Here is an 18,243-nt window from a genome sequence, read left to right as displayed (position 1 = left end):
CAGTGACGCTCGACTTCCGCCGCGTCCGCACGCGGTAGCGTCCGGGCGGGTCGCGCGTGTCGACGAGGGGCCCGCGGTCCGGCTGCGAGGATGCCGGGGACAAGCCGGTGCGGAAGAACGACGAAGCGAGGGCAGCATGTTCAGTGGCGCGCACGCCATCTTCTACAGCACGGACGCCGACGCCGACCGGGCCTTCGTCCGGGACGTGCTCGGCTTCCCCGGGGTGGACGCGGGCCAGGGCTGGCTCATCTTCCGGCTTCCGCCCGCCGAGCTGGCCTTCCATCCCACCACGGACGAGCCCAAGCACGAGCTGTATCTGATGTGCGACGACATCACCGCCCAGGTGGAGGAGTTCACGGCCAAGGGGGTCGAGCTCACCCGGCCGGTCAGCGACCAGCCCTGGGGCCGTATCGCGGCGGTCCGCCTGCCCAGCGGGGGCGAGCTCGCGTTCTACGAACCCCGCCACCCGGTCGCCCACAGCCTCTGAGACACGGTTGCCGGGCCCGTCACCACCGGTCGACATCCCCGGCAACCGGCAACCGGCAACCGGCAACCGGCAATCGCCGACCGCTCTAGCGCCGGGCCGCCCGGTTGAGCGCCACCAGCGCCCACAGACAGCCGGCCGCCGTCACCCTCAGGTGCTCCTCGGCGGTGCTCGGACCGATGCCGTCGGGCACCAGGGTGTCGTCGTACGACCGGCGGAGCTCGACGGCGCCGATCGCCGTCGAGGGTCGCGCCTGCGCGGTGGGTGTGGTCATGGCGTTCGTTCCCCCTCGGTAGGGCGGGCCGGGTGCGGCCCGGCGGACGGTCAGGGCCTGTCTTTGAACCAGCGCCTGTCTTTGAACCCGCCCGCGCCCCGGGCGGACGACGGGGGTCCATGGACTCGGCTCTCAGGCGCGGCGGATCACGATGTCGCCGAGACCGGTCCGCGCGCGCACCTCGACCGTGTGCTCCTCGGTGCCCGGGCCGTCCGCCGTGCCCAGGGAGTTGCGGACGATCCCCATCCGGGTGTTGACGTCGAGCCAGGCGGCGGTGGACTCGCGGATGCCGACCTCCAGGTCCCCCATGGCCGACATCAGCACGACCTGGCCGCGGCGCACGTCGGCGACCCGGATGCCGCCGTTGGCGGACTTGGCGTCGACTCCGGCGTGGGCGACACCGAGCGAGATCCGGCCGTTGGACGCGTTCGCCCGTACGTCGCCGGTGACTTCGCCGATGGCGGTCTCGCCGTTGACGTTCTTCACCGTGGCGCTGCCACCGACCTCGCCGATCTCCACCCGGCCCGACCCGGAGACGTCGACGTCCCCGCTCGCGCTGCCCAGCCGGATGTCGCCGTGGCCGGTCTTCAGCCGGGCGGCTGCCGCGTGCTCGACCTGGATGTCACCGGCCGAGGTCTTGAGGGCACAGTCCCCGAGCAGTCCCTCGGTGACGAAGTCCCCCAGGGGCGCGGTCCCTTGGAGCCGGGATCCAACGGGGAGCTCGATGCTGATGTCCAGCGACCCGCTGCGGCTGAACAGGGAGCGCTTCTTGGGCCCCTTGACCACCAGCTTGCCGCCCGAGTAGGTCACCTGCGTCTGCTGCGCGGTCCGCACGTCGGCCTCGGCGGCGCCGTCGCGGGGGAGCACCTCGACGACCGTGTCCGTGCGCTTGCCCGCGGTGACGCGGGCCGAGCCGATGTCGAATTCGAGGATGACGGAGATCGGTTGGGGTGTGTCGAAGTGCGGCATGGCTGTCCCGTCCTCTTGGCTCTGGTGGGTGCTCCCGCCGGTCGGGCGGGTGAGGGATGGCGTGGTTCCGGTCTGCTCGCCGGACAGGGCCCGGGCGCCGGCTAGCGCACCCAGCCGGTGAAGCCCTGGCCGCCCCGGTGGCGGCTGCGGGTGGGGCCGGGGCCGCCGCCGTCGCCGGGCTCCAGGGCGGTCGCCACGGCCCGGACCAGCCAGGCGTTGACCGACAGGCCCTCCTGGCCGGCGGCGTCCTCGACGCGCGTCTTGAGGTGGGCCGGCAGACGGAAGTTGATCCGTGCCGTCCCGCCCTCCTCCCCGTCCGCGGGGGCCGGCGCCACGGGCATCCGCGGCCCGCTCGGTGCGCTCTCCCGCGGCTCGCTCTGCTCGTACGCCTCCAGGCCCGGTGGCGTGGTGACCACGAACTCGGGGTCGAGGCCCCGCAGCCGCACATCGACCGAGCCGGGCGCCAGCTCCCGGGTGATCTCGTCCGTGGCCGCGGACAGCGCGTTGAGCAGGGTGAGCCGGACCGCCGACTCGAGCGGGGTGGTCAGCCGCTCCGCCAGCGCGCGGGCTTCGTCCCCGCCCGCGTCCGCGGCGACCGCGAGCTCATGGCGGAGGTTGTCGACGTAGGGCGTGAGGTCCATAACGCCAGAGTGGCACCACTGTGGCGCCAAGGCAACCCCTCGAATGGGTGAATGGCACCATCGGTGGCGCCAAGTGTGGTGCCGCATGTGGCGCGGGAGTGGCGTCAAGCTTCTTCGTGGACCCGTCCCCGCAGGTCAGAGAAGGGCCTGAGGGGAGCGCGGGCCGAGTGGCTCCGCGCGGCTCCATGGATCCGCGGCGAGCGGCGAGGGCGCCCCGGTGCCGACGCGCGCCCCGGGCGCCCCGGGCGCCTCCTCCGGCGTACAATTCCCGGTCGGCCGAGGGGTCCCCGATTCATACGATGCCCTTACCCTTGGGCGGGTAGCCTCGGTAAAGAGAAGCCAAAGAGGTGCGTGAGGCCACTGCCGTCCTCACGCACCACAGCGAAAGGCACGGCTTATGGCCCTCACCTTTGCGCACAGGGTCAGCGCTCGGCGTGCGTCCCTGCAGGATGTGAACGCGATAGTCCGCCTGCTCTCCGGCGATCACGGGCTCCCGCCCGAGACCGCCGCTCTCGTCTCGGCCTCACAGGCCCAACTCCGGCTCATCCTCGCGCATTTCGGTCTGGAGACCGGCAAGGTGTGGGTCGCCGAGTCGGGCTCCGGAGCGCCCGAGGCGGCGGCGGTGTGGATCCCGCCGGGCGTCTCCATCGACGAGGAGGAGCACAGAGCCCTGCTCCGGCTGCACGGGCTCCGGCCGACCCTGATGCCCGCGCGCGACCACGACGGGCGGATACCGGGCGAGGAGGACCACTGGCTGCTCGCGGCCGTGGGTATCGCCCCGAGCGCCCATCCGGCGGCCCTCGAAGCCGTCCTGGACCCGGTCCTGCGCATCGTGGACGAGGCGTCCCTGCCCGCGTACGCCACCGCCCCCGCGTCCTTCCAGGCCGAGCTGCTCGCGCCCTTCGGGTTCGAGCCGTGCGCCTCCGGCGCGGCGCGCCCCGAACCCCGGCTGCGCCGCCCGCCCAAGGGGGCCTACGGCGGCTGACCGCCCCGAAGCGCCGTACGACCCGAAGACCTCTGCCCGACCGCGTCACGCGGTCGGGCAGAGGTCTTCACGGTCGGTCGATACGTGTACGGCCGAGGGCGCTACTGCAGTCCGGCGGACTTGCAGGCGGCCTTGTACTTGGCCGTGCAGATCTCGTCGATGGTGTAGAGGCCGTCACCGACGACGGTGGAGCGGATGTTCTCCTTGATCACGGCGACGACCGGGACGAGCGCGGTGGGGATGTCGCTCTTGGTCGGGCTGTTGGTCTTGGAGTTGGCGATGGAGATCAGGCTCTGCTTCTTGGCCAGCGCGACCGCCATCTGCGCGGCGATCGGGCTCTCCTCCGCGTACGACTTGTAGACGCTCATGAACTGCTCGCCCGCCACGATGCGCTGCACACCGGCGAGTTCGGTGTCCTGCCCGGTGATCGGCGGCAGCTTGGAGACACCCGCGGCCTTGAGGGCGCTGATGATGCCGCCGGCCATGCCGTCGTTGGCGGAGTAGACACCGATGATCTTGTCCTTGCCCAGGGCCGAGATCGCGGTCCGCATGTTCGCGGCGGCGTTCTCCGGCTTCCACTCCTTGGTGTCGTACTCCTTCCCGATGCTCACCTTGCCGTCGAGCTCGCTGTGCGCGCCCTTCTTGAACTGGGCGGCGTTCGGGTCGGTGCGGGCACCGTTCATCATCACGATCTGGCCGTCCTTGGCCTTCGTGCCGAGGTTGTCCAGCAGGGCCCTGGCCTGCACATGGCCGACGTCCTCGTTGTCGAACGAGACATAGGCGTCGACGGGGCCCTCGGCGAGCCGGTCGAAGGCGACGATCGGGATACCCGCCTCGTGCGCCCGCTGCACCGCGCCGCCGATGGCCTTGGAGTCCACGGCGTCGATGATGAGCGCGTCGACCTTCTTGCCGATCATCTCGTCGACCTGCTGGTTCTGCCGGGCCGCGTCCTGCTCCGCGTTCGCGTAGACGACCTGGCCCTTGCCGCTGGTCAGCTCGCTGACCATCTTCTCGATCAGCGGCTTGTCCGACTTCTCGTAGCGAGCAGCCTGCTTCTCCGGCAGCAGCAGACCTATCTTGAGGTCCTTCTTCTTGGTCTCGGACCCGTCGCCGGACTTGCTCCCACCGCCGCATGCGGCGAGGGTGACGGCCATCGCGACGACACCCACGGTCATCGCTCCACGGCCGGTACGCGTGCTCACTTAAAAACAACCTCCCTGACATGGCCGCATAAATTTCGGCCGAGGTGGCTGGAAGCCAACCGTGCCCCTGCGGTGACGTCAAGAAGTTAGCCCTTAACGAGATGACAACGGAATTTTCGGATACGGGCCGGACAGCCTTAATCTGCCCCGCAATACGGGGTGAAACGGTCTTTCAGTGCTGTTTTGCTTCTTGGTGTAATTGCTGATGGTTCGTCAATTTGACGCGCGGTGGAATTACAGTCCCGCAGCTCAGGCGGGTAGTGATCATCTACAGGCCGCCATGTGGTCTGCTGCCTGGCTATTGCTTCAAGGAATGTGGCGCAGTAGCTGAATGGGCGAATTATTCGTTCAGCTATTGAACGCATGAGCCCCAAGCGTGGGCTAAATTGGTCTACACCTTAGCGGAACCCTCTTATTTCACCCCGTGACTTAAGTGGTGAGGCAACAGCTTGTCAAGCCTTTGGTGCAGACCAGGCGTTCGAGGTCTGAACCCTTGACGTGTCCATGAGGGAGCTCTAACTTCACGCCTTGAAGAAAGGGTGAGGCCATGACCATTCCCGCAACCCCCACTCCGCCCGACCGCCGGAGCGTGCGTGGCAGAGCCGCATCACTGGTGGCCGTCGGTGCGCTCGCCGCCTCCATGACCACCGGCGCCCTCGCCGCCCCCCGGGCCGAAGCCGCGCCCCTGCCGACGGGTTGGGTCACCGTGTCCGCCCAGCACAGCGGCAAGTGCGTGGACGCGGCGTCGGCCGGGACCGCCGACGGCACCGCCGTCCAGCAGTACGGCTGCAACGCCACCACCGCGCAGCAGTGGCGGTTCCAGACGACCGGTGACGGCTACGTCCGGGTCGACAACCGCAACGACGCCACCAAGTCCTGGGACGTCACCGACGTCTCCACCGCCGACGGCGCACCGATCCAGCTCTGGACCTACAGCGGCGGCGGCAACCAGCAGTGGAAGCCCGTCGAGGAGGCCGCCGGGAGGTACCACTTCGTCAACCGCAACAGCGGCAAGTGCCTCGACGTCCCCGGTGCCTCGACGGCCGACGGGGCGCGCGTGCAGCAGTACGCGTGCAACGGCAGTGCGGCCCAGTCGTTCCAGGTCAGCCCCGCCGACAGCCTGCCGCCGAGCGGAGGCGACCCCGATCTCGGCCCCAATGTGTCCGTCTTCGACCCGTCGATGTCCTCGGCCGCCGTCCAGAGCAGGCTCAACCAGGTCTTCGGACAGCAGGAGTCCAACCAGTTCGGCGCCCAGCGCCACGCCCTGCTCTTCAAGCCGGGCAGCTACGACGTGGACGCCAACGTCGGCTTCTACACCCAGGTGGCCGGGCTCGGCCTCACCCCGGACGCGGTGACCATCAACGGCGCCGTGCACGCCGAGGCCGACTGGTTCCAGGGCAACGCCACCCAGAACTTCTGGCGCTCCGCCGAGAACCTGTCGGTCACCCCCACCGGCGGCAGCGACCGGTGGGCCGTCTCGCAGGCCGCCCCGTACCGCCGGATGCACGTGCGCGGCAACCTCCAGCTGGACGACGACGGGTGGTCCAGCGGCGGGTTCATGGCCGACTCCAGGATCGACGGCCAGGTGCGGTCCGGTTCGCAGCAGCAGTGGCTCTCGCGCAACAGCCAGTGGGGCAGCTGGAACGGCTCCAACTGGAACATGGTCTTCGTCGGCGACACCAACGCGCCGGCCAACACCTTCCCCAGCCCGCCCTACACCACGGTGGCGCAGAGCCCCGTGACCCGTGAGAAGCCCTTCCTCTACGTGGACGCGGCGGGCGCGTACAAGGTGTTCGTCCCCGCCCTGCGCACCGCGACCCAGGGCACGACCTGGGCGAACGGCACTCCCGCGGGCACCTCGCTGCCGATCGACCAGTTCTACGTGGTCAAGCCCGGCGCCACCGCGGCGGACATCAACGGCGCGCTGGCCCAGGGCAAGAACCTCCTGTTCACACCCGGTGTCTACCACCTGAACCAGACCATCGAGGTGAACCGCCCGGACACCGTCGTCCTTGGCCTCGGCCTCGCCACCCTGGTACCGGACAACGGCATCACCGCGATGAACGTCGCGGACGTCGACGGAGTGAAGGTCGCGGGACTGCTCATCGACGCCGGTCCCGCCAACTCCGCGCTCCTGATGCGGGTCGGCACCCCGGGCGCGACCGCCCGGCACACCGCCGACCCGACCTCGCTGCACGACGTCTTCTTCCGCATCGGCGGCGCGGGCGTCGGCCGGGCCACCCAGAGCCTGGTCATCGACAGCTCGGACGTCATCGGCGACCACCTGTGGCTGTGGCGCGCCGACCACGGCAGCGGCGTCGGCTGGACCAGCAACACGGCCGCCAACGGGCTGGTCGTCAACGGCACCGGCGTGACGATGTACGGCCTGTTCGTCGAGCATTACCAGCAGCACCAGGTGATCTGGAACGGCAACGGCGGCCGTACGTACTTCTTCCAGAACGAGCTGCCCTACGACCCGCCGAACCAGTCGGCATGGATGAACGGCTCGACCCGGGGCTACGACGCGTACAAGGTCGCGGGCTCGGTGACCAGCCACGAGGCCTGGGGTCTTGGCAGCTACTGCTACTTCAACGCCAACCCGTCGGTGGTGGCCGAGCGCTCCTTCGAGGCGCCGAACACGGCGGGTGTCCGCTTCCACGACATGGTGACGGTCTCGCTGGGCGGCACGGGGACGATCAACCACGTCATCAACAACACCGGAGGGACCGCCAACTCCTCGAACAACGTGGTGAACCTGGTCTCGGGTCCCTGACCCGGAGCCGGCAACACGCAGGTGCGGGGCGCACGCGGATCGCGTGCGCCCCGCACCCTCGGAGGGGTCAGATGTGCTCGGCGGGGTTCGCCGGCAGGATGAAGTTCCAGCTGCCCGGGCCGTGGTGCTGGCCGTCGGGGGAGTTCCTGGAGGGGCAGGCGCCGTTGGTGGGGTTGCCGTTCCACCAGAGGCCGAAGCAGTAATTGCAGAATCTCCAGTTGTTCTGGTACGCCGTCACCTCGTCGGGTATCGGCAGTCCCATGAGTGCCCTCGCTTCGTTGTGGGCGGCGGCGCCGGGCGGCATCGCCGGGGCGGACTTGGTGCCGTGGTGCGGGGCGGCCTGCGCCGCGGGCGCGCCGAGCGCCATCGCCCCGGCGGCCAGGGCCGCACCACCGGCGGCCCTGATGACGCCGCGGCGCGTCTGAGACTGATCGGTCACGTGCTTCTCCTTCGTGTCCTGGAGCACTGGCGAACACAGGGACAGCGCGGTCCGTGGGGATGTGGTGCGGGGCCCGACACGGCAACGACTGTGCTCCGCCCATGGATTGTCCGAAATCCCCAGAACTGGGCATTGACGTGCGGCCCGACACGCGCCCCGGGCCCAGATGACCATGGAAGGGCTGAAATCGCCGTGATCGTGCGGCCGTCACGGGCTACGCTCGTGGGGTGACCGGGGGAGTTGAAGCGATTTCTCGTGCCCTGTCGGCCGAAGCGGCGGACGTGGTGACCGTGCCGGATCTCGGGCGGGCGCTCTCGGACGAGCTGAGACGGTTCGTGCCGCACGACGGCTACATGCTGGCCGGGCTCGACCCGCTGAACAGAGCCAGCTGCCTCTTCACCGAGGAGCACGACTACAGCGAGGCGGCCGCGCGCCGGATGGCGCTCGACGACGACGCCAGGGCCGAGCGGCACCCCTTCGAACGGCTCGTCCCGGGCCCCGCGAAGGTCGGCGTGGTCGGCCTCGGCGCGGCCCGGCACCGCCACCGCGTACGACTGCGCAACGTCAGCGTCCCCGAGGGGTTCGGCGGCGAGATGCGCATCGGCCTCACCCACGCGCGCGTCGCCTGGGGCGGCCTGATCCTGGTACGGGAGAGGGGCAGCAGGCCCTTCTCGACCGCCGAGGCGGCCCACGCGCAGCTGCTCGCCGAGCCGCTCGCCGCCGCGTTGAAGCGGTTCGTGGCCAGTGCCCCGCTGCGGCCGTCGCGCTACAGCCTCTCGCCCGGCGTCGCGGTCGTCGGCGCCGACGACAAGGTCACCTCGGCCACGCCCTCGGCGCACGAGTGGATGCGGCTGCTCGCCCCCGTCGCCGGCTCGGTGGACGAGCGGGACCTGACCGCCACCGTCTGGAACATCGCCCACCTCGCCCGCCGCGCGGGCGGGCAGGCGCTCAGCCGCGTCCCCACCCGCGACGGCTGGATCGCGCTCCACGGCCAGCTGCTCGAAGGCCCGGAGGCGGGCGCGGTGGCCGTCACGATCCAACCGGCCCCCGGCCGTCTGCTGCTGCCGGCCGTCTCCGTCTGGTACGGGATCACCACGAGGGAGCGGACCGTGATGCAGGAAGTGCTCCAGGGCCTGCCCACCAAGCACATCGCCCGCCGGCTCGACCTGTCGCCGCACACGGTCAACGACCATCTGAAGGCCATCTACCGCAAGACGGGCGTCAACAGCCGCGAGGAGCTCCTCACCGGCCTGGCCTAGCGGGGGCGCCGCGCCCCACGCCTCAGCTGGCGTCCCCGCGTCGCTCGACGCGGTACCCGAAGGGCACGGTCCCGAGGTCGAGCGCCGTCGCCCCGCCGTCGATGGTGAGCGTGGCGCCGTTCACGAACGACGCCGCCGGGGAGAGCAGCCACGCGATGGCCTCGGCGATCTCCCGCGGCTCGCCCGGGCGCTGGGCGGGCAGCAGCCGGGTGGCCGTCTCGTACGCCTCGTCGACGTCCGCGAGGCCCGCCTCCTCGGCGAACCGCGCCATGCGCCGGTCGGCCATCTCCGTACGCACCCAGCTGGGGCACACGGTGTTGGCGCGCAGCCCCTTCGCCCCGTAGTCCACCGCGAGGGAGCCGCACAGCTGGAGCAGCGCGGCCTTCGAGGTGGCGTACGCGGCGTTGCCCACGCCGTTGCGCAGCGCGGACACCGAGGCGACCGCGACGACGGACCCGCGGGCCTCGACCAGATGCGGCAGCGCGCTGCGCAGCAGCAGGAACGGTCCGGTGAGGTTGGTGCGCATCACCAGGTCCCAGTCCTCCACGGAGGTGTCACCGACGGCCCCGCTGCGCCCGGTCCCCGCGTTGAGCACCACGCCGTCCAGCCGGCCGTACGCCGCGACCGTCGCGTCCACCAGGCCCCGCACCGCGTCCGCGTCGCCGATGTCGCAGGGGTGGGCCAGCGCGCCGGTCTCCTCGGCGATCGCGTGCAGCGGCTCGGGGCGACGGCCGGACACGACCACCTGGTGTCCCGCTTCGCCCAGCAGCCGGGCGGTGGCGGCGCCGATGCCCGTGCCGCCTCCGGTGACGATGACAACCCGTCGCTCAGCCATGCCCGTTCAGCCTCCGTGGTCGTGTGCGGTTCCGCTCGACCGGCACCGCGATCGAACCCTCGAACGATCATAGGCAGAGACCACCGGCGCACCGCCGCCGGGAATCCGGACACATGTGTACGCCGTCGGCTGCGGGCAGCCGACGGCGACTCCCTCGTGCCGCTCAGACGCGGAACTCCGGCGGGAAGCCGGTCCAGCGGAGTTCCGCGGGCAGATGCCCCATGTCGTTGAAGAAGACGACGGAGGCCGGGCGGTCGGGCGCGTACCGGATCACGGTGAGCGCCGCGTTGGCGTGGTTGAGCCCCTGCCAGCGCCACTTCGGGCCGTCGAGGGCGGCCCGGACCAGCCAGCCGATCAGGAAGTTGTGGGTGACGACCAGCTCGTGGCGCGGCTCGTCGCCGTCCACGGGCCGGGCGAACCGCTCCAGCGCGGCGGGCGCCAGCTTGCGCCCCCGCTCGCTCATCTCCGCCGGGAACCGGGCCAGTCGGGCGAGCAGCCCGTCGGCCCACTCCGGCGGGAGCTCCTCCTTGCGGGGCACGTACGGGATGTAGTCCCCGGCGAGCTCCGACGCCTCCATGGGGACGCCGTCGAGTTCGCCGTGGATCAGGCGCGCCGTTTCGGCCGCGCGGGCGAGCGGGCTGTGCAGGACCAGGGAGAGCGGGGCGTCCTTGAGCCGCCGGCCGAGCAGGACGGCCTGGCGCCGCCCGTTCTCCGTAAGTCCGCTCTCGTCGGGCAGGGCCTCGCCGTGGCGCGCGAGGTAGAGGTAGCGGGCAGCCGTTGCGGACATGGGCTAGGTCCTCCCTGGGGCAGACAGTGATCGTCTGGCTGCCCGGAGGGACGCCGGGGCGCGCTGTGCGGTTCCCGCGCGGCGGTCCGCTTTCCTGTTGTCACCCGCCACCCCCGTGAGCGGGTGACAACAGGGAAACGGACCGGCCGCCGCCGGCCCCGCCGGGCCTGTCGTACCACCGCTCGACTGGCCGAAGACCAGGGGCATATGCGCCCGGCGCCCGGCGATGGCCGATATTCGGCCAGGCGTTCGCTCATTCCTGGCCTTCACCACCTCTGCCCACACAGACTGCTGCCGAGGCCGACCGCTGGTCTTGTAAGAAGGCGCACTGCCTTGCCGGATTCCGGTCGGCGGAACACGCGCATGGTGAGGAGAGGGTTGCAGGTGGAGGCCAAAGCATCCTTGATTACCGAAGACCGAGGGGAGAGTGTGGAACGAGCGGCACCTGACTGGCTGAGAGGCCGGGTGGTCAAGTACCGGGGCATGCGCATACCGGGAGGGATGCCCGCGAGGCTCACCCTCCCCGCCGCCACGGTGACACTGATCGTCGGCTGGGGCGACCCGTTGCACCTGTACGACCCCGCCGACAAAGAGGCGGCGGCCGGAACGTGGTACTCGCTGGTCGGAGGGCTTCGGACGTCACCCGTCCTCGGTGGCTACCGGGGTGCCGGACAGTCCGTGGAAGTGGATTTCACCCCGCTCGGCGCCTATATGTGCCTGGGCATATCCATGCACCATCTGGCGAACGAGACCGTGCACCCGGACGAGTTGCTGGGCAGGAGGTGGACGGAGCGGCTGGCCGGACGGCTCGCCGCGGCGCCCGACTGGGAGACGCGCTGGGAGCTGCTGGACGACGCGCTGGCGAGCCTGCTGGCCGACGGGCCGGTGCCGTCCCCCGTGGTCGCCGAGGCCTGGAGCAGGCTGAGCGCACGCCACGGCGGGATGACGCTGGGTGAGCTGGCCGGGGCCACCGGCCGCGGCGGCCGGCGGCTCCAGGTGCTCTTCCGGGAGCAGATCGGTCTGCCGCTGCAGTCGGTCGCGCGGATCCTGCGGTTCCAGCGCGCGCTGACGCTGCCGTACGGCTCGCACGGGTCGCTCGCCGAACTCGCGGCGGCGTGCGGCTACTACGACCAGGCGCATCTGAACCGCGACTTCAAGGCGCTGGCGGGTCTGACGCCCGCGCAGCTGTGCGGACTCGCCAACGCCACCCCGCTGGACGGCACGGCGGCCGTCGAAGGGAGCCGCACCAGCGTCTTCAACCGCTGACCCCGTTCCCGACGCGACGACAGAGGGGTGCCGCCGGACCCGGCGGCACCCCTCACGCACGTCCGTACCGCCTACGACCGCTCCGAGATGCCGTCGACGAACTCCTTCCAGGTGGCGACGGTGTTCGCCGCGGGCGCCATGATCGCCGGGACCGCGCCGAAGTCCGAGTACTCCTCGACGACGAGCCCGGGGCCCTTCGAACCCCGGCCCGCCTCCTGCGACTTGAGGACGAGGCCGTCCTTGCCGACCCACAGGTCGATGACGACCGAGCTCATGCCCTGCTGCCGGGTGCTCGCGACATAGCTGTCGCGGACGCCCTTGTCGATGGCGGGCCCGGTGTACGCGGCCAGCTCGTCCACGACGACCGTGCCCCGGTAGTGGTCGGCCGGGCGCCCGCCCACCCGCTCCTCGCCCACGCGCCGGGTGGACGGGGACGCGGCGAGCGCGCCCGTGAACTCCGGTACGTATCCCGCGGCCCGCGATTCGCCGGAGCCCTTGTCACGGCCGGCGTCCGCGCCGTCGTCCAGGGTGTACCAGCTCTTGCCGGGCACCTCGTCCGTGTGGACATAGGTCTTCCCGCCGAGCGAGATCACCTGGCTGAAGCCGCTCGGACTGGCCTTGGACGGCTTGTTCCACGACTTGATGACGCTCGCGGACGGCGACTTCTGGAACAGCATCTCGGAGCGGCCCGAGCCCGGCGTCCCCGTCTGGAGCGTCTTGTACGAGGCCTGCTCGCCGGTCTTCCTGGCCGCCGCCGTCAACGCGGAGCGGACGTCCGCTCCTTTGCCGGCCCCGGTGGCGGATCCTTTGTCCGACGCCCCTTCGCCCCGCTCCGGGTCCGCCGAGCCACCGCTCCCGCCGTCGTGCTCGGACTCGCCGCTTCCGCACCCTGCCAGCATCACCGCGAGCGCCGCTCCCGCGGTCACCAGCGCTATGCCCCTGCCCCAAACGCGCACAGGTCGCAATCCTTCCCCGTTGTGAAAAATCCCCGTGATCTTAGCCGTCTGCGCAGGTGGGAAGGGTCAGCGAGGGTTTCGGGGCAGCAGCGGGGACCCGTCGCCGAAGCGGCGGCAGGAGGCGCGACTCATCGGCATCTCTCGTATTCGTCGTCGGAACCGATGAGTTCGGGCGCCGCCGCCGGTCTTCCCTGTGACTGCCGAGCGACGACTCCCGAAGGTGGACCGATGAGCGAGCTGCACGACATCCTCAGCGAGCACGTGGGCGGTGACGGCTGTGCGCCCGGCGCCGTGGGCCTGGTGTCCCGGGGAGGCCGGGTGGAGGTGGCGGCCGTCGGGTCCGCCGACGTCGAGGGCAGCGCGCCCATGGCCCGGGACTCCCTCTTCCGTATCGCCTCGCTGACCAAGCCGATCGTGGCCGCGGCGGTGCTGGCACTCGTCGACGACGGGCGGATCGCGCTGGACGCGCCGGTGCGGGAGTGGCTTCCGGAGCTGGCGTCGCCCACGGTGGTGCGCACGCCCGCGAGCCCGGTCGACGACGTGGTCCCGGCCGCGCGCCCCATCACCGTGGAGGACCTGCTCACCTTCCGCGCCGGATACGGGTTTCCGGCCGACTTCTCGCTCCCGGCGGTGAAGCCGCTCTTCACCGAGCTGCTGCAGGGGCCGCCGCAGCCGCAGGCCGTCGCGGCGCCGGACGCGTGGGTGGCGGCGCTGGGCCGTATCCCCCTGCTGCACCAGCCCGGCGAGGCGTGGCTGTACAACGCGTGCTCGGACATCCAGGGCGTGCTGATCGCCCGGGTCAGCGGGCTCCCGCTGAGCGAGTTCCTGGCCGAGCGGCTCTTCGGGCCGCTGGGCATGACCGACACCGGGTTCGCGGTCCCGGCCGCCGACCTGGGCCGTTTCACCGGCTACTACCGGGCCGGGGCCGCGGGCTCCGGCGGCCTGGAGCTGGTCGACGCGCGGGATGGGCAGTGGAGCACGCCGCCCGCGTTCCCGTCCGGAGCGGGCGGGCTCGTCTCGACCGCCGACGATCTGCACGCCTTCGCCCGGATGCTGCTCGCCGGGGGCACGCTCGACGGCCGCTCCGTCCTGTCGCCCCACTCCGTACGGCAGATGACGACCGACCATCTCACCCGGGCCCAGCGCGAGGCGAGCACGCTGTTCCTGGAGGGGCAGGGCTGGGGCTTCGGCGGCGCGGTCGACGTGGCGGTGGTCGACCCGTGGAACGTGCCGGGCCGGTTCGGCTGGGTCGGCGGCACCGGAACGGCGGCGCACATCGTCCCGTCCACCGGCACGGCCACGATCCTGCTCACACAGCTGGAGCTGACCGGCCCCAGCCCGCTCCCCACCCGGATGCGGGACTTCTGGCGCTGGGCGGCGAACGTCTGACGTTCGTAAGGCAGTTGTCCGAGCGGCCGGCCGCAGGGCCGTTTCGGGGGAAGGGGTTCCGCGCTGTACGGGCTGCTGTACGGTCGAAGCATGTCCAAGTCAGTGACGATCCGGGTCGACGACCAACTGCACGCGTTGCTGAAGGAGCGCGCGGCGGCGGAGGGGTCGACGGTGACCGCGCTCATCACGCAGGCGGCGTACGAGGCGGTGCGCGATCCACGGCTGGAAGGTGCGGCGGAGGTCTTCCGCTCCTTCATCGCCGAGCAGGGCGACGCCTTCGACGAGGCCTTCCCCGACGACGCCCCCGACCAGCGGGACTCCTCGGGGCGGGCCGCCTGACGGTGGAGTTCCACATCGACATCCGCTGGCTGCTCGAACGCCAGACGGAAGTGCTGCCCAAGCAGCCCACGGTCCATGACTTCTCCAGCCTGGTGGCCGCCGTCGGCCGCCACCGCGTCAACACCCCCCGGGTGGAGGCGACCGTCGACAACTCCTGGCGGGCGGGCGCACTGATGCACGCGATCATCCGGCTGCGCCCCCTGCCCGCCCGTAACGCGCTCTTCGGCGCGGCGGTGGTGGTCGCGTACATGAACGCGGCGGGCGAGGGCCTGGACGCCCCGTACGGCGCCCTCATCGACCTCGCCCGGGACATAGACGCGGGCCACACCGATGCCTACGACGCGGCCGACCGGATACGGTCCTGGCGGATCTGACCTTCGCCCGTCTGGCCGGAATGGCAGGGTTGCTCACGTGCTCCGTGGTGCGCCAGCGTGTGGGGGCATGGACCGTGACAGCGGCAGCGTCGCCGCGAGCTCCCTCACCCGTCGTCAACTGCTCGCCGCCGCCGGTGCGGCCGGAGCCGTCACCGCCGTCGGAGCGGTCCCGGCGGCGGCCCGGCAGCGCAGTGGTCTCCCGCTGTCGTTCAGCGCCGCCACCAACGGCTCGGCGAGCCTCTCGCCCGCCGGGGACCAGGTGATCGCCGAGGTCCAGAGCGTGCTGTGGGCGCTGCCCCGGCACGGGGGCAGGGCGGTGCCGCTCACCCCGGCGGGACTCGAACCCGGCCGGCCGGTCCACTCGCCCGACGGGTCGCTCATCGCGTTCTGCGCCTACGAGGGCGGCGGCTACCACGTGTGGACGATGCGGCCGGACGGCTCGGACGTGCGGCGGCGCACCGACGGGCCCTGGGACGACCGGGGGCCGGCCTGGTCGCCGGACGGGTCGCGGATCGCGTTCGCGTCCGAGCGCGCGGGCGACCCGGTGGCGGGCAGCCCGTACCGCATCCATGTACTCGACCTGCGGACCGGGAAGCTCACCCGGGCCACCGGGCTCACCGGCCAGAACGGGCCGCTCCAGGACGGGCCCTGGGAGGACTTCGACCCCGCCTGGTCGCCCGACGGGACGCGGATCCTGTTCGTCCGCGCGAAGGTCGTCACCGCGGCGACGGGGCTCGCGGTGGAGGCGCGGACCGTCGCCGCCGTCGCGGCCGAGGGGGACGGGCCCGTCGGCGTCGTGCACATCGAGAGCGAAGCCGCGCAGGTCATGTGTCCCTCCCTCGCGCCCGACGGCCGTCGGCTCGCCCATCTGCGCACCACCCCCGCGCCCAACGGGTCCTGTGTGCTCGTCGTCGACGGCAAGCCGGTCGCCGTCGCCGGGGACATCGCGCCGGTGCCGCCGCGCTGGACGGCGGCCGGCGAGCTGCTGCTGACCGTCGACGGGCACTTCACGCTGGTACGGCCCGAGCGACCGGGCAAGACGGAGCCGATCCCGTTCGAGGGCGTGCTGCCGGTGGAGCGGCCGCGCTACCGGGTCAAGGAGTACGACCTGGGCGAAGGGCGGGTGCGGCCGGTGCGGGGGATCCATCTGCCCGCGCTCTCGCCCGACGGGCAGCGCGTCGCCTTCGCCGCCCTCAACACCCTCTGGCTGGCGGACACTTCGGGCGGGCGGCCGCCCCGCCGGCTGCGCGCGTCGGCGCCCACGCGCTATCTGCTCGGTCCCGTCTGGACGCGCGACGGGCGGGCGCTGCTGTACACCGACGACCGCGACGGTCTGCTCGGTGTGCACCGTCGCGATCTGGCCACCGGCGAGGAGACCACGCTCGCGACGGGCGGCCGGGTGCACCCGGCGCTCTCGCCCGACGGCGGGCGACTCGCCTGCCTCGACATGACCGGCCGCCTCCTCGTACGCGACCTGGCCTCCGGCGCCGAACGCGTCCTGGCGGCGCCGCTGGGCGGCGGCGGGCTGCCCGGCCGTCCCAGCTGGTCGCCCGACGGCCGCCACCTCGCGCTCTGCGACCGCAATCGCCTCAACGCCCGTTTCAGGGAGGGCTACAACCTCGTCCGGGTCGTCGACACCCAGACAGGCACCGCCCGGCTCCACGCGGTGGCGCCGCACGTCTCGGTCTCCGACCGGTACGACTCGGGACCCGTCTGGTCGCCCGACGGCCGCTGGATGGCGCTGATCGTCGAGTCCGCGCTCTGCCTGCTGCCGGTGGCCCCCGACGGCACCCCGCAGGGCCCGCCGCGCACGCTGACCGACGAGCCCGCCGACCACCCCTCGTGGTCGGGGGACGCGAAGACGCTGCTGTACCTGTCCGGTTCGCGACTGCGCCTCATCGGCGTCGACGGCGGCCCCGCGCGCACCGTCCGGCTGCCCCTGGAGGCACACAGGCCCACGCCCGCCGACACGGTGGTGCACGCCGGGCAACTGTGGGACGGCACCGGCGAGAAGGCCCGGGACGACGTCGACATCGTCGTACGGAACGGGCGCGTCGCGAGTGTCGAGCCGCACCGCGCCCGTGGGGCGCTGCGGCGGATCGACGCCTCGCGGCGCACGGTCGTGCCCGGTCTGTGGGACACGCACACCCACCCCTGGCAGAGCACCTACGGCGGCCGCCAGACCGTCGGCCAGCTCACCTACGGGATCACCACGGCGGTGTCGCTCGGCGGATTCGCCTACGAACAGGCGCGGATCCGTGAGGCGGTGGCCGCCGGGCAGCTCGCCGGGCCCCGGCTGCTGACCACGGGGGAACTGCTCGACGGCTCCCGGGTGGCGTACAGCATGGGGCGCGCCCATCGCACCAGAGAGGGGCTGCGGCGGTCGCTGGAGCGGGCGGCGGCGCTCGACTGGGACTTCGTCAAGACCTATGTACGGGCGCCGGGCTGGGTGATGGAGGAGGCGGCGCGGTTCGCGCACGAACGCCTCGGGGTGCGCACCGGAAGCCATCTGCTCTCGCCCGGCGTCCAGCTCGGCCAGGATCTCACGACCCATCTGCAAGCCACTCAGCGCGCCGAGTTCGGGCGCGCCACCTCCGCGTCGGGCCGCGCCTGCGAGGACGTGGTGGAGGTGTACTCGGCGCGCGGGGTGAACTTCGCGCTGATCGCCACGCCGTTCACCTCGGCGCCGCTGATCGGGGCCGACCCCGGGCTCGCCGCGGACCCCCGGGTCACCGTGGTGATGCCGCCGTGGGACTCCGCGCTGGTGCGCCAGTCGGCGGGGGTGCCACCGACCGAGGCCCAACTCGCCACCCTGCGCACGGAGACCGACGTCTACCGTCGGGTGCTCGCGGCGGGCGGCCTGGTCGCGCTCGGCACGGACGCGCCGATCGTGCCCGTGGGCCTCTCCCTGCACCTGGGCCTGCGCGCACTGCACCGGGGCGGTCTCTCCCCGGCGGCGGCCCTGCGGACCGTGACCGTGCTCCCGGCCCGCCTCTTCGGCGTCGAACAGCACCTCGGCACCGTGGCGGAGGGGAAGATCGCCGATCTGACCGTGGTGGACGGCGACCCGTTCGAGGACTTCGACGCGATGGTGCGGACGGTCTCCGTGCTGCGCGGCGGAGTGCCGTACGAGAGCGGGGAGTTGGTGGCCGCCTTCGAGCAGCCGGAGCGGCGGGCGGCCGACGACGAGGCGTGGCTTTCGGTGGGGCGGCTGATGCGGCGCGGCGGATGCTGCGACATGGAGGCCGAGCTGCTGCCCGGGTGAGTGCGG

At 72.0% G+C, this 18,243-nt stretch carries 17 protein-coding genes; 9 read left to right on the top strand and 8 right to left on the bottom strand.

Annotated features, from left to right (window positions below; translation table 11 throughout):
- Positions 1-136: 136 nt before the first annotated feature.
- Entirely contained in the window at positions 137-487 is a 351-nt protein-coding gene (locus A8W25_RS25870) for a VOC family protein (RefSeq protein ID WP_067165577.1), read from the top strand.
- A gap of 85 nt (positions 488-572) precedes the next feature.
- Here the strand turns inward: A8W25_RS25870 and A8W25_RS25865 are convergent, their stop codons facing one another.
- The 3 genes from A8W25_RS25865 to A8W25_RS25855 form a co-directional block, all read right to left on the bottom strand.
- Entirely contained in the window at positions 573-758 is a 186-nt protein-coding gene (locus A8W25_RS25865; RefSeq protein ID WP_067165575.1) for a hypothetical protein, read from the bottom strand.
- Between the two features lie 132 nt (positions 759-890).
- Entirely contained in the window at positions 891-1,727 is an 837-nt protein-coding gene (locus A8W25_RS25860) for a DUF4097 family beta strand repeat-containing protein (protein ID WP_067165572.1), read from the bottom strand.
- Positions 1,728-1,828: 101 nt separating this feature from the next.
- A complete protein-coding gene (locus A8W25_RS25855; protein ID WP_067165570.1) occupies positions 1,829-2,368 on the bottom strand; it encodes a histidine kinase in 540 nt (179 codons plus the stop codon).
- Between the two features lie 451 nt (positions 2,369-2,819).
- Here A8W25_RS25855 and A8W25_RS25850 point away from each other — a divergent pair, with 451 nt between their 5' ends.
- A complete protein-coding gene (locus tag A8W25_RS25850; protein ID WP_067165567.1) occupies positions 2,820-3,353 on the top strand; it encodes a hypothetical protein in 534 nt (177 codons plus the stop codon).
- Between the two features lie 101 nt (positions 3,354-3,454).
- Here the strand turns inward: A8W25_RS25850 and A8W25_RS25845 are convergent, their stop codons facing one another.
- Positions 3,455-4,555, bottom strand: a complete 1,101-nt coding sequence (locus A8W25_RS25845) for a sugar ABC transporter substrate-binding protein (RefSeq protein WP_234386579.1) — start codon at positions 4,553-4,555, stop codon at positions 3,455-3,457.
- A 547-nt stretch (positions 4,556-5,102) separates the two neighbouring features.
- Between A8W25_RS25845 and A8W25_RS25840 the strand changes: the two genes are divergently transcribed.
- Positions 5,103-7,328 carry an RICIN domain-containing protein gene (locus A8W25_RS25840; protein WP_079126388.1) on the top strand — a complete coding sequence of 742 codons (2,226 nt, stop codon included), beginning with the start codon at positions 5,103-5,105 and terminating at the stop codon, positions 7,326-7,328.
- Positions 7,329-7,395: 67 nt separating this feature from the next.
- Here A8W25_RS25840 and A8W25_RS25835 read toward each other — a convergent pair whose 3' ends face one another.
- Entirely contained in the window at positions 7,396-7,767 is a 372-nt protein-coding gene (locus tag A8W25_RS25835; protein ID WP_158942717.1) for a hypothetical protein, read from the bottom strand.
- A 227-nt stretch (positions 7,768-7,994) separates the two neighbouring features.
- On the opposite strand from A8W25_RS25835, the gene A8W25_RS25830 reads away from it, so the two are divergent.
- A complete protein-coding gene (locus tag A8W25_RS25830) occupies positions 7,995-9,026 on the top strand; it encodes a helix-turn-helix transcriptional regulator (protein ID WP_158942715.1) in 1,032 nt (343 codons plus the stop codon).
- 22 nt (positions 9,027-9,048) lie between these two features.
- Here A8W25_RS25830 and A8W25_RS25825 read toward each other — a convergent pair whose 3' ends face one another.
- Positions 9,049-9,861: an SDR family NAD(P)-dependent oxidoreductase gene (locus tag A8W25_RS25825; protein WP_067165561.1), complete on the bottom strand. Its 813-nt coding sequence runs from the start codon at positions 9,859-9,861 to the stop codon at positions 9,049-9,051.
- A 163-nt stretch (positions 9,862-10,024) separates the two neighbouring features.
- Positions 10,025-10,648, bottom strand: a complete 624-nt coding sequence (locus A8W25_RS25820) for a histidine phosphatase family protein (protein ID WP_067165558.1) — start codon at positions 10,646-10,648, stop codon at positions 10,025-10,027.
- Between the two features lie 483 nt (positions 10,649-11,131).
- On the opposite strand from A8W25_RS25820, the gene A8W25_RS25815 reads away from it, so the two are divergent.
- The gene (locus tag A8W25_RS25815) at positions 11,132-11,914 is read left to right on the top strand and encodes a helix-turn-helix domain-containing protein (protein WP_158942713.1); all 783 of its coding nucleotides are present in this window, start codon (positions 11,132-11,134) and stop codon (positions 11,912-11,914) included.
- A gap of 71 nt (positions 11,915-11,985) precedes the next feature.
- Here the strand turns inward: A8W25_RS25815 and A8W25_RS25810 are convergent, their stop codons facing one another.
- Complete coding sequence (locus A8W25_RS25810) at positions 11,986-12,840, bottom strand: hypothetical protein (protein WP_067165554.1); 855 nt, start codon at positions 12,838-12,840, stop codon at positions 11,986-11,988.
- Between the two features lie 258 nt (positions 12,841-13,098).
- On the opposite strand from A8W25_RS25810, the gene A8W25_RS25805 reads away from it, so the two are divergent.
- The 4 genes from A8W25_RS25805 to A8W25_RS25790 all read left to right on the top strand — a co-directional run bounded on the left by A8W25_RS25805 (position 13,099) and on the right by A8W25_RS25790 (position 18,237).
- Positions 13,099-14,259, top strand: coding sequence for a serine hydrolase domain-containing protein (locus A8W25_RS25805; protein ID WP_067165552.1), 1,161 nt, complete (start codon positions 13,099-13,101; stop codon positions 14,257-14,259).
- 90 nt (positions 14,260-14,349) lie between these two features.
- The gene (locus tag A8W25_RS25800) at positions 14,350-14,598 is read left to right on the top strand and encodes a ribbon-helix-helix protein, CopG family (RefSeq protein WP_067165550.1); all 249 of its coding nucleotides are present in this window, start codon (positions 14,350-14,352) and stop codon (positions 14,596-14,598) included.
- Positions 14,599-14,600: 2 nt separating this feature from the next.
- Positions 14,601-14,972 (top strand): toxin Doc, encoded by a 372-nt coding sequence (locus A8W25_RS25795; RefSeq protein WP_079126386.1) that lies wholly within the window; start codon positions 14,601-14,603, stop codon positions 14,970-14,972.
- A 67-nt stretch (positions 14,973-15,039) separates the two neighbouring features.
- Complete coding sequence (locus tag A8W25_RS25790; RefSeq protein WP_067165548.1) at positions 15,040-18,237, top strand: amidohydrolase family protein; 3,198 nt, start codon at positions 15,040-15,042, stop codon at positions 18,235-18,237.
- The last annotated feature ends 6 nt before the right edge of the window (positions 18,238-18,243 follow it).

The organism is Streptomyces sp. ERV7 (assembly GCF_001653515.1).
Lineage (GTDB): Bacteria > Actinomycetota > Actinomycetes > Streptomycetales > Streptomycetaceae > Streptomyces.
The sequence above is the reverse complement of the archived record's forward strand: the minus strand, read 5'-3'. Positions and strand labels throughout refer to the sequence as shown.

Coding starts and splice junctions, on each gene's coding strand:
- A8W25_RS25870 (WP_067165577.1), top strand. CDS start 137: ATGTTCAGTGGCGCGCACGCCATCTTCTACAGCACGGACGCCGACGCC.
- A8W25_RS25865 (WP_067165575.1), bottom strand. CDS start 758: ATGACCACACCCACCGCGCAGGCGCGACCCTCGACGGCGATCGGCGCC.
- A8W25_RS25860 (WP_067165572.1), bottom strand. CDS start 1,727: ATGCCGCACTTCGACACACCCCAACCGATCTCCGTCATCCTCGAATTC.
- A8W25_RS25855 (WP_067165570.1), bottom strand. CDS start 2,368: ATGGACCTCACGCCCTACGTCGACAACCTCCGCCATGAGCTCGCGGTC.
- A8W25_RS25840 (WP_079126388.1), top strand. CDS start 5,103: ATGACCATTCCCGCAACCCCCACTCCGCCCGACCGCCGGAGCGTGCGT.
- A8W25_RS25825 (WP_067165561.1), bottom strand. CDS start 9,861: ATGGCTGAGCGACGGGTTGTCATCGTCACCGGAGGCGGCACGGGCATC.
- A8W25_RS25820 (WP_067165558.1), bottom strand. CDS start 10,648: ATGTCCGCAACGGCTGCCCGCTACCTCTACCTCGCGCGCCACGGCGAG.
- A8W25_RS25815 (WP_158942713.1), top strand. CDS start 11,132: ATGCGCATACCGGGAGGGATGCCCGCGAGGCTCACCCTCCCCGCCGCC.
- A8W25_RS25805 (WP_067165552.1), top strand. CDS start 13,099: ATGAGCGAGCTGCACGACATCCTCAGCGAGCACGTGGGCGGTGACGGC.
- A8W25_RS25800 (WP_067165550.1), top strand. CDS start 14,350: ATGTCCAAGTCAGTGACGATCCGGGTCGACGACCAACTGCACGCGTTG.
- A8W25_RS25790 (WP_067165548.1), top strand. CDS start 15,040: ATGGACCGTGACAGCGGCAGCGTCGCCGCGAGCTCCCTCACCCGTCGT.